The following is a 10,492-nucleotide window of genomic DNA, read 5'->3' as shown; positions in this document are numbered from 1 at the left end:
GCCGTGCGGGAGAGGGGAGCCAAATCAGACAACTTCGGAGACCCCATGAACCCGTTCCGTTTCCAGACAGTGCCGACGGTCATCGTCGAATTCGGTGCCGCCCGCCGGCTGGGCGCGTTGCTGCGTGAATCGTTTCCGCAGGCGCGCCGCCTTTGCGTGGTAACCGACGGCTTCCTGTCGAAAAGCGGCCTGCTGGCGCCCGCACTCGATGACCTTGGCAAGCACGACTGGCAGGTGACGCTGATCGACGACGTAATTGCCGACCCGCCCGAGCACATCGTGCTGGACGCCACGGAGCGTGCGCGGCAAGCCAGCGCGGAAGTCGTGCTGGGGCTCGGTGGCGGTTCGTCGATGGATGTAGCCAAGCTGATCGCCGTGCTGCTGCCCGCCACGCAGCCGCTCAAGGACATGTACGGTGTGAAGAAGGTCACGGGTGGCCGGCTGCCGCTGGTGCAGATGCCCACCACGGCCGGCACGGGGTCCGAAGTGACCGCCGTCTCCATCGTCACCACGGGCGAGACCACCAAGATGGGCGTGGTGGCGCCGCAGCTTCTTGCCGATCTGGCCATCCTCGACGCCGAGCTTACGCTGGGCCTGCCGCGTGCCGCCACTGCCGCCACTGGCATCGACGCCATGGTGCATGCGATCGAGGCCTACACGAGCGCGCACCTGAAGAATCCGATCTCCGACATGCTGGCCGTGCGCGCGCTGGAACTGCTGTCGCAGAACCTGATGCTCGCCTGTGACAATGGCCATGACCGTGGCGCGCGCGAAGCGATGCTGTTGGGGGCGATGTTCGCGGGGCAGGCCTTCGCCAACTCGCCGGTGGCAGCCGTGCATGCGCTGGCCTATCCGATCGGCGGCATCTTCCACGTGGCGCACGGGTTGTCCAACGCGCTTGTGCTGCCGCACGTCATGAAGTTCAACGCGCCCGCCGCCAGCAAGCTGTATGCCGAGCTGGCCGACGTGGTGCTGCCTGACACAACCGGTAGCTGCGAGACCAAGGCCGCCGCGCTGATTGCCCATATCGAAGGCCTGGTGCTGGCCACCGGCATCCCGCGCACGCTTCGCGAAGTGGGGGTCAAGGAAGCTGATCTGGAGCGGCTGGCCAGCGACGCCATGCTGCAAACCCGCCTGCTCGTCAACAATCCGCGCGAGGTCACCCAGGCCGATGCGCTGGCGATCTACAGAGCGGCGTTCTGATCGTTTGCGATCGGCTCCGATCGGGCGCCCCCGCCTGCGTTGCCGGCGCCCTACTCCGCCGCACGCGACTGGGCGGCTATGACCTGTGGATCGTTGTCGTTGTTATCGTCGTCGGCCCCGGCAGGCACGGCCGAACCGGCCGGACTGGACTGGCCAGCATCGGCCGGGGCCAGTCCGTCGTCGGGAAACGGCGCCGCGTGCGTGGTAGAAGGCGCTGAAGGCCGCGCTGCCACGGCCGGGCCGGTACGCGCTTCGGTCACCATCTCGCGCAGCCAGCCCACCAGCAGCCTGCCATAGGCACGCTGGTTGTCCTCTGTCGACAACCCGTGATCGGCGCCCTTGAGCACCCGATAGGTAATCGAACTCGCCTGGATGCACGCATCCACGTAACTCAGCACGGCGGTATGCGGCACGATATTGTCGTGCTGCGACTCCACCACGAGCACGTCGCCCTTGAAGTTCGTGCACGCGCGCAGCGCGCGGTTGGTGTCGGCGGGCACCACCTTGCGCCGGTACGCCACCAGATCCTGATCACGATGCAGCTGGCGTTTCGGGGAATCCCAGCCGCTGTCCATGTAGAGCGCCGGCGCCCGGAACGCGAGCCAGCGAACCGGACGCAGTTCGCACAGCACGGCGGCCAGATACCCGCCATAGCTGCTGCCGACCACTGCGATGGCATTGCGATCGACTTCCGGATGCCTCACCAGCATGTCGTATGCCGCCAGGACATCGGCAAGATTGCGCATGCGGCTGACGGTTTCGTACTGCGCGGCTGTGCCGGCGTGGCCGGTCAGGTCGAACGTCATGCAGACGCACCCCAGGCCCGCCACCTCGCGCGCACGCGCCAGGTACTGCTGCTGGCTGCCGCCCCAGCCATGCACGAACAACACGCCCGGCAATTTGGTGGCGGGGGAAACGACGGTTCCGGCAATCACGCCGCCGTCGGTATGAATGCGAATTGATTCTTCATGTGTGGCCATCTGAGACTGACTCCAGGATTGCGTACTTCGTCAGTGCCCCGACACTGCGATCCTCTCCCTGAAAATAGACTTCCGCGCCTGCCGGCAGCGTGATGTCGGCTCGATAGACCTCGCGCGTGCTGGCGGTGGCGCGCCTGCACCTCGGGTCCGCCTGGAACGCAGCCAGCGCCGCGAGTTCGGCACCTGTTGCACCGCCCACGCGCCACGACTGTTCCAGCACGCCGAGCATAGACAGCCCGTTGGCCGTGCCCATCGCCACGTCGTAGTTGCAGCGCGAGACCAGCGTGCCCCGGAAACAATCCACCGCTGCAGCGTGATACGCATTGGCGGCCTGCACCGCGCAGCGCAGGTGTGCTTCGATCGGGTGCGCCAATAAGTCGGCAAGCGTGCCCCGCACCACGCGCAGCGTCGATCCGCCATAGACCTTCTCGCCCGCATGGTTCGTGGTCAGGCTCTGCGTGCCGCAATAGCTCGCGAGCCACTCGCCAATCTCCACCTGCCCGACGCTGAACGTCGTCACATCGTCAAGGTTGCGCTCCAGCACGATGCCTACTTGCTCGATGCAGGACGGATCGATGGCGTCCAGCGCCGCATCGAGTTCGGCGGCCGAACCCACCACCTTCTGGCCATGGCCGCCGGCTCCCGATGTTTCCTTCACTCGCACCTTGCCGCCGCGCAGCATCTTCCGCCCCGCATGGCGCGCATCCCGAACCGAGAACGCCGTGAAGCCGGGCAGCACGTGCGGCCGAACGCGCGCCGCAAACGCTTCGCTCCAGCCCGCGGGCGCCGGCGCGTCCGGCGCGACGAGCCCGTGCGTGATGGCCTTGGTGCCGATAAACGCGTGCGGCACCACGCCCCCGAACAGGTCCTGATGGGTTGCGATCCCGAGCTGCCGGGCGCTGGCCACTCCACTTAGCGTATCCGCGGGCACGAAGTAGAGCCGGCCGTCTGCCGGGCGATGCGCGGCGGCGTCGTAGCAACCCGCAAACGTGTAATCGGCCAGCCGCGCCACGCGTTCGCCGATTGCCTTGAGCGTCATGCCCTGGTGGCTGTCGGCCATGTCGCAGTCATCGCGGCCATAGAGCACGACGCGCACGTCACGTGACTGCGGATCCACTGCGGCGGGCATCTCGTCAGGCACTGCGCGCGCTACAACACGCTTTCCCGGGTTGGCCACGATCGGCTCCTCGGCGGCGAGGCCGCATTCTGACTAAATTGTAGAGAGCGCCCTGAAAGCCGTATCCGCCGCCGATGTCCTACAAGGATGCCAGGCGGCACAGTGCAGAGTCGTTTTTACAAGCAACGATCCGGGAATGCGGGCGTCCGGCGGGCTGTGCTTGTGGCACCTCACCGGCACTCCGGGCGCGGCATGCTGCCGCGTTGCTCACCACCCTACAAGGAACTGCCATGATGCAGACCGAAGACCAGGCATCCGCCTGGGCCAGCCCCGACGAGGAAGATGAACTGTTGCGCGAACGGATCGGCACGTGCATTGCCGAAGTGTGCGGCGGCGACATGCCGGACGGTGTCGCCGTACATGTGGTGGACCGACAGGTGACCATCACCGGCCGCGTGGAAGATGTCGATATTGCACGCCGCATCGTGGAAGCGGCAGGCACGCCACCCGGAATCCTCGGCGTGACCAACCTGCTCGAAACACGGGTACCCCCGCCTCAGCCCCAGGGATCGTAACGATCCTTCTCCCAGTAAGGCGATATGCCGTAGTACTCGTGAATGCTCGTGGCCCACTCGGAGTTGGCCATGGTGGGCCAGTGGTCCTTGTCAAACCCCGGCGAGGCCTTGATGCGCTCTTTCTCGATACCCAGCACGAAGCATTTGCGGCGCGTATCGAGCGTCAGCGCCGACCACGGCAGCGCGTGAAGCTTTTCCCCAATGCCGAGAAAGCCCCCCATGGCCAGTACCGCGTAGGCAATCCGTCCGCCAACGAGGTCCAGCATGATGTGGTCGATCGTGCCGATCTCGTCGCCGGACGGATCGATGACCTTGTTACCTTCCAGCGTGTCCGCGGCCATGACGTACGGGCCGCACCCACGAGGCTTCGGGTTGACGTCACCAATGATGGCTGGCCGGCGCGCCGGGGCGCCTGCGGGTGGTGTCTGCGGGTCCATGGGGCTCATTGGGAACGCCTCCTCGAAAGGTTGCACTGACGAGCGGGATGAATCGGCGGTGCCGCGGGAAGATGCGCCCGCCTGCCCGCCTGACCTTCCAGACTTGATCGTAGCCACGCTGCAGCGCCGCGCAAGTCATGCTGCAGCGCAATCGTGGGAAGCCGTACCAAGGCGGCGGACAACTTCATGTTGCCACATGAACGCGAGGGATGGGCTTGGCCAAACGGCCAAGATTGGGCGTGGATTAGGCGTGGATTCGGCGCGCGGAGCCTTGGTGGCGCGCCGTGAACACGTCTATCGTGATCTCTACCAGACAGCATGGCCGCCCGGAGACAATCCCGCAGCATGTTTCATGAAAGCTTCCCGAAAACCACGCCGCGCCGATGCAGCGGATGCAGCCCTGCCGGAAGGCGCAAGAAGGGCTCCGCTGCCGGCGGCGTTGGCGCCTCAACTGGCGACGCTCGTCGAGAAAGCGCCGGCCGACGACGCGAACTGGCAGTACGAGGTCAAGTTCGACGGCTACCGGCTGCTGGCGCGCGTGGATGGCAGCGATGTCAGGCTGTTCACGCGCCAGGGCAACGACTGGACCGACAGGCTGCGCAGCCTGGCCGACGAGATCCGGGCACTGGGCATCCGCGATGGCTGGATCGACGGCGAGATTGTGGTGATCGACAGGCACGGCGCCACCGATTTCCAGGCGCTGCAGAATGCATTCGAGACGTCGCGCGTGGACGCCATCCAGTTCTACGCATTCGACCTGCCTTTTTACGCGGGGCACGACCTGCGCAAGGTGCCACTGGCCGACCGGCGCGCACTGCTGCGGCAACTGTTGGCGAATCCCCGTTCGCCACGCCTGCACTTCAGCGACAGCTTTGACGCCAGCCCCGACGAATTGCTGGCTGCGATCTGTCGCATGAAGCTTGAGGGCCTGATCGGCAAGCGAATCGACGCGCCGTACGTCAGCGCGCGGGCAAGGACGTGGATCAAGCTCAAATGCAGGAAGCGCCAGGAGTTCGTGATTGGCGGATTCACCGACCCGAAAGGCAGCCGCAGCGGGCTTGGCGCATTGCTGCTTGGCGTGCACGACGCGCAGGGCAAGCTGCATTACGCGGGCAATGTCGGCACCGGCTTCGACACGGCCATGCTCGATCGCCTGCGTCAGCGGCTGGACCCGCTGCGCGCCGCCAAGGCGCCGTTCGACGATCTGCCGCGTGACATCCGGGGGCACTGGGTCCGGCCGAAGCTGGTGGCCGAGGTGTCATTCGCAGAATGGACCCGGGAAGGCCGCGTGCGGCACGCCGTGTTCCATGCGTTGCGGGACGACAAGGATGCGAGGGCCGTCACCATGGAGGCCCCTGCACCAAATGGCCCTGCAAGCGACCCCGCACCGAGGCGCGCCTCCACGTCCTCCATCGCTGTCAGCCATGCCGCACGCGTGATCGACAAGTCCACCGGCCTCACCAAGGGCGATCTGGCCAACTACTACGCGAGCGCGGCGGGACTGATGCTCCCCCATCTGCAAGGCCGCCCGGTCGCGCTGTTGCGCGCGCCGTCAGGCATCGACGGCGAACAGTTCTTCCAGCGCCACGCGGAGACACTTTCCTTCAAAGGGGTAAAGGCGCTCGATGCCGGACTCTGGCCCGGCCATCCGTCGCTGATAGAAATCACGACGGAAGCAGGCATCGTCGCCGCGGCGCAACTCAACGTCGTCGAATTTCACACATGGAACGCGTACGCGCGCAACTTTAGCAAGCCAAATCGGCTCATCTTCGATATCGACCCCGGCGAAGGCGTCGAGTGGCCGAGAATCCAGGAGGCCGCCAGCCTGATAAAAGCGCTGCTGGACGCGCTGGAGCTCAAGAGCTTCCTGAAGACCAGCGGCGGCAAGGGGCTTCACGTGGTGGTCCCGCTGGCGGCACGCGCGGGATGGGATGAAGCGCGCGACTTTGCGCGGGACGTGGTGGTTCACGCGGCCAAAACCATTCCCGACCGCTTTGTGGCCAAGAGCGGCCCGCGCAACCGCGTAGGCAAGATCTTTATCGACTACCTGCGCAACGGCATCGGCGCCACCACGGCGGCTGCCTTCACTGTCCGTGCGCGACCGGGGCTTGGCGTGTCGATGCCTGTCACCTGGGATGAACTGCCGGAACTGTCGTCATCAGCGCAATGGACCATTGCCAACGCCAACGCCCGGCTCGCCGAGATCACCCGCCGCAATCCGTGGGACGGCTACAATTCAGTGCGCCAGACGCTCACGCGTGCGCGCAGGCTGCTCGACGGCGGCTGACGATTTACCGACCTGCGGCAGAGCATCGGCAGTGCATCCACCGACCGGCGTTTTCAAGATGAGGCGACACTCATGAACTACGCACCTGTTTCCGGCTTTTCACGCAAGCTGCGCCAGCGCGCCATTTCTGGCGGCGTAGCGCTCGCGCTCGGCATCCTGCTGGCCGCCCCGGCCATCGCAAAGCTTCCGCCCCCGACGCCTGAACAGCAGCAGGCGGCCGAGGCGAAAAAGGCCAAGGACGCCCAGGACGCCAAGGACCAGGCCGAAGCACTGGCCAAGGTCCAGGACCAGATTGCCGCACGTTTTGGCAAGGCATCCGGCGCGGCTGCCAAGCCTTCAGAGTCCCAACACCCCTGACGTTTGCCCGGGCGGCGTGGCCGCCCCGCCATCGCGGCAGTACGGGTACGTCGGTGCCACATATCGATACGCGATCTTCTTAGTTCTCAGCCGGTGCGCAGCGCCCTACGATATGTCCTTCCACATGCAACACAAGCATGGTCGGCGGGCACTGGTCACGCGCTGACCAGCCCGCGCTGCAGGGCAGTTTTGAGTATCGAGAAGACATGACGCGCAACGGGATTGACCGCATTGGGGCGTGCCCAAAGGTAGTACGTGACATCGGGCAGCCGCGGCAAGCCGTCGTTCTCGCCGAGGATGCGCATGTCCGCGGCCAGCAGGTCGATGCTGCGCGCCGTGATCCCCAGCCCGCCACGCAGGGCGGCCTTGATGCCGATCAGGCTTGGCGCGAGATAGGCAATTCGCCACGGCACCCCGGCCTGCGTGAGCGCTTCCAGCGAAATCTTGCGGAACAGGCTTGGCTCGTCGGCCAGGATCAGCGGTACAGGCGTGCCCCGTTCATAGACAAAATCGGCGGAAGAGACCCAGATCGTCGGCGTGGTGCGCAGCACAATGCCTTCGAGCGTGTTGTCCTCGCGCGTGGAAACGGTCAGGTCGATTTCGCCGCGCCGCAGCGATTCCATCAGGAACGGGCTTCTGCCCACGTGAATTTCAAGCCGCAGCGCCGGGGAAGTCCGCGCGATATGCGACAGCAGCACCGGCAGGATGGTATCGGCCACGTCGTGCGGCGCACCAATCCGCACAGACCCCGTCAGGTCGCCATCGCGCAGCATGCGCAGCGCCTCGTCGTTGATCGCCAGCATCTGGCGCGCGTATTCCACCAGCTTCTTGCCGTGACGCGTCAGTTGCTTGCCGCGCCCGTGGCGCTCGAACAGCGTCAGGCCAAGCTGCTCTTCCAGCCGCTGCATCTGCTGGGTTACGGCCGACTGCGTGCGCTGCACGGTCTCGGCGGCGGCGCCAAACGTGTCGTGGTCTGCGATGGCCACAAGCGTACGGAGCAGGTCCAGATCGAGGTTACGCATTCATTAGACCTGCTAATGGTTTTTCGTCACGCATTAAGTAGTCTTCAGGGCAGGTGTTCATTACAGTGAAACACGAAGCACCGTTCTACCCCTCAAAAACAGAGATTGCAAGGATCGATCGCATTATGTCCATCGCACAACAGCGCCAGGCAGCCGTCGGAGACACCATCGAATACATTAGGAACATTGTAGGCACGGACGGCGTGACCCGCGCCAGCCTGGCCAATGTCCTGACCCGCGTGGAAGACCTGGCGGCACACACCGAACTGTGGAGCGAAGCCGACTACCCACCGCCGGAGCCCGGCGAACGCCAGGCGCGCTACCTGATTGCCGAAGACCCCGACAAGACCTACGCGCTGTACCTGAACGTCATGCGCCCCGGCAAGCGCATCCCACCGCATAACCACACCACCTGGGCCTGCGTGGCTGGCGTCAGCGGCACCGAGTTCAACGATGTCTATGTGCGGACCGACGACGGCAGCAACCCTGACGTAGGCACGCTCGAGCATTCGCGCACCGTGGAAGTGGGTCCGCGCAACGGCATCGCGCTGCTGCCCGACGACATCCACTCCGTGGAAATCCGCGGCGACCAGGTCATTCGCCACCTCCACATGTACGGCCGCGCGCTGGAGACGCTGACCGAGCGCCTGTCCTTCGACCTGGAAACAGGCCGCTGCCAGATCATGAACGTGGGCGTGCAGACCCGCCGCTGACCAGCACGTGAGCGGGGCGGCCGCAGTCGCCGCGGCCGCCCCAACCTCTGAGACATCCGCCGAAATTTCCTCTCCGCGCGAGAGGACGGCTCCCTTTTTGCCAAAAATTCATGACGAACCCTTCCTACACCGCTGTCGATGCCGTCACCCTCAAGGGATGGCTGCACGATGCCGACGAGATTGCGCTGTTCGATGTCCGCGAGCACGGCCAGTACGGCGAAGGGCATCCGTTCTATGCGGTCCCGCTGCCGTTCAGCCGCCTGGAGCTTGACGTGGGCCGCCTGGCACCGCGTACCGACGCCCGCATCGTGCTGGCCGACGACGGCGACGGCGTGTCGCAGTCGGCCGCCGGCGTGCTGGCCCGACTTGGCTATACGCAGGTGTTCGTCCTGGCTGGCGGCATGCCGGCGTGGCAGGCCGCGGGCTACACGCTGTTCGCCGGCGTCAATCTGCCCTCGAAAACATTCGGCGAGCTGGCCGAGCACCACTACAACACCCCGCGCATTTCGGCTGCCGAACTGGCGGCCATGCAAGCCGGCCCGCGCGCGCCGGTGGTGCTGGACGGGCGCCCTGTCAGCGAATTTCGCAAGATGAACATCCCGGGCGCAATCTGCTGCCCGAACGGCGAACTGGCCTACCGTCTGCGCGATCTGGTGCCCGACACCGACACGCCGATCGTGATCAACTGCGCGGGCCGCACGCGCAGCATCATCGGCGCGCAGTCGCTGATCAATTTCGGCGTCAGCAACCCGGTGTATGCGCTGGAAAACGGCACGCAGGGCTGGTACCTGAACGACTTCACGCTCGAACACGGCGGCACCGCGCGCTATCCGGACACCGGGTCGCCACGCGATCTCGATGCTGCGCGCAGTGCCGCGCAGGCGCTGACTACACGGTTCGACGTCCCGCACATCGCGCCATCGCAGGCCAATGAATGGCTGCAGGACCGCACACGCACCACGTTCCTGTGCGATGTGCGCACGGCCGAGGAATACGCCGCGCAAACGCTGCCGCGCGCCCAGCACACACCGGGCGGCCAGTTGATGCAAGCCACCGACCAGTACGTCGGCGTGCGCCGTGCACGACTGGTGTTGTTCGATGCCGAAGGCGTGCGTGCCACGGTGGTTGCAAGCTGGCTGCGCCAGATGGGCCACGACGCCGTGGTGCTGGACGGCGGCCTGCAAGCCGGGCTGGCGGCTGGCGTTACCGCATCCCACGGGCCCGTTGCCGAAGTCACGGCCTCGAGGACGGTCGAAGCATCGCAACTGGCGGCTGGCCTGCAGGACAAGTCGATGCTCGCACTCGACCTGCGCGGCAGCATGGCCTATCGCGCCGGACATATCGCCGGCAGCCGCTGGTCGATTCGTCCGCACCTGACGCAGGACCTGCATGGCGTGCCGCATGACACCGCGCTCGTGCTGGTCGGCGATGCCGACGGCAACGATTCGGCGGCACTGGCCATCGGCGATCTGCATGCGCTCGGCTACCGCGACGTGCGGCGCCTGGCCGGTGGCTTTTCCGCCTGGCGTGATGCCGGCCTGCCCGTTGCCAAGGGCGACGAGACGCTGCCCGACGCACGCTGCATCGACTTTCTGTTCTTCGTGCACGACCGCCATGACGGCAACAAGGCCGCGGCGCGCCAGTACCTGGCCTGGGAAACCGGGCTCATCGCACAGCTCGATGCGCAGGAACTGGCGACGTTCCGCTTCCCGGAAACGTCATCGGCCGCCGACTGACTGCCAACCGATTCCGCCCCATTACCACTACCTGCCCCCGCCAATAAAAGAACGAGGTCGCCCCC

The 10,492-nt window shown here is 65.8% G+C and carries 10 protein-coding genes; 6 read left to right on the top strand and 4 right to left on the bottom strand.

Annotation, left to right across the window (positions count from 1 at the left end):
- Window positions 1–45: 45 nt before the first annotated feature.
- Window positions 46–1,203, top strand: a complete 1,158-nt coding sequence (locus B552_RS0110590) for an iron-containing alcohol dehydrogenase (RefSeq protein WP_019448996.1) — start codon at window positions 46–48, stop codon at window positions 1,201–1,203.
- A gap of 50 nt (window positions 1,204–1,253) precedes the next feature.
- On the opposite strand, the gene B552_RS0110585 is transcribed toward B552_RS0110590, so the two are convergent.
- Together B552_RS0110585 and B552_RS0110580 are read right to left on the bottom strand one after the other, a co-directional pair.
- Window positions 1,254–2,183, bottom strand: a complete 930-nt coding sequence (locus B552_RS0110585; RefSeq protein WP_019448995.1) for an alpha/beta fold hydrolase — start codon at window positions 2,181–2,183, stop codon at window positions 1,254–1,256.
- A complete protein-coding gene (locus tag B552_RS0110580) occupies window positions 2,170–3,360 on the bottom strand; it encodes a DUF3182 family protein (protein WP_237718189.1) in 1,191 nt (396 codons plus the stop codon). Before B552_RS0110580 ends, B552_RS0110585 begins: the two co-directional genes overlap by 14 nt.
- Window positions 3,361–3,590: 230 nt before the next feature.
- Between B552_RS0110580 and B552_RS0110575 the strand changes: the two genes are divergently transcribed.
- Window positions 3,591–3,875 (top strand): BON domain-containing protein, encoded by a 285-nt coding sequence (locus tag B552_RS0110575; RefSeq protein WP_019448993.1) that lies wholly within the window; start codon window positions 3,591–3,593, stop codon window positions 3,873–3,875.
- On the opposite strand, the gene B552_RS0110570 is transcribed toward B552_RS0110575, so the two are convergent.
- Window positions 3,857–4,321: a PRC-barrel domain-containing protein gene (locus B552_RS0110570; protein WP_026035527.1), complete on the bottom strand. Its 465-nt coding sequence runs from the start codon at window positions 4,319–4,321 to the stop codon at window positions 3,857–3,859. The two genes, B552_RS0110575 and B552_RS0110570, sit on opposite strands and share 19 nt — an antisense overlap.
- Window positions 4,322–4,664: 343 nt before the next feature.
- Here B552_RS0110570 and ligD point away from each other — a divergent pair, with 343 nt between their 5' ends.
- Both ligD and B552_RS0110560 read left to right on the top strand, forming a co-directional pair.
- Window positions 4,665–6,599 carry a DNA ligase D gene (gene ligD, locus B552_RS27410; RefSeq protein WP_019448991.1) on the top strand — a complete coding sequence of 645 codons (1,935 nt, stop codon included), beginning with the start codon at window positions 4,665–4,667 and terminating at the stop codon, window positions 6,597–6,599.
- A 72-nt stretch (window positions 6,600–6,671) separates the two neighbouring features.
- The gene (locus B552_RS0110560) at window positions 6,672–6,956 is read left to right on the top strand and encodes a hypothetical protein (RefSeq protein ID WP_019448990.1); all 285 of its coding nucleotides are present in this window, start codon (window positions 6,672–6,674) and stop codon (window positions 6,954–6,956) included.
- A 155-nt stretch (window positions 6,957–7,111) separates the two neighbouring features.
- Here the strand turns inward: B552_RS0110560 and B552_RS0110555 are convergent, their stop codons facing one another.
- Window positions 7,112–7,978, bottom strand: a complete 867-nt coding sequence (locus B552_RS0110555; RefSeq protein ID WP_019448989.1) for a LysR substrate-binding domain-containing protein — start codon at window positions 7,976–7,978, stop codon at window positions 7,112–7,114.
- A 125-nt stretch (window positions 7,979–8,103) separates the two neighbouring features.
- Between B552_RS0110555 and B552_RS0110550 the strand changes: the two genes are divergently transcribed.
- Window positions 8,104–8,691: a cysteine dioxygenase family protein gene (locus tag B552_RS0110550; RefSeq protein ID WP_019448988.1), complete on the top strand. Its 588-nt coding sequence runs from the start codon at window positions 8,104–8,106 to the stop codon at window positions 8,689–8,691.
- Between the two features lie 110 nt (window positions 8,692–8,801).
- Entirely contained in the window at window positions 8,802–10,427 is a 1,626-nt protein-coding gene (locus tag B552_RS0110545; RefSeq protein ID WP_019448987.1) for a rhodanese-like domain-containing protein, read from the top strand.
- Window positions 10,428–10,492 lie beyond the last annotated feature (65 nt).

Source organism: Cupriavidus sp. BIS7 (assembly GCF_000292345.1).
Taxonomy (GTDB): Bacteria; Pseudomonadota; Gammaproteobacteria; order Burkholderiales; family Burkholderiaceae; genus Cupriavidus.
The sequence above is the reverse complement of the archived record's forward strand: the minus strand, read 5'-3'. Positions and strand labels throughout refer to the sequence as shown.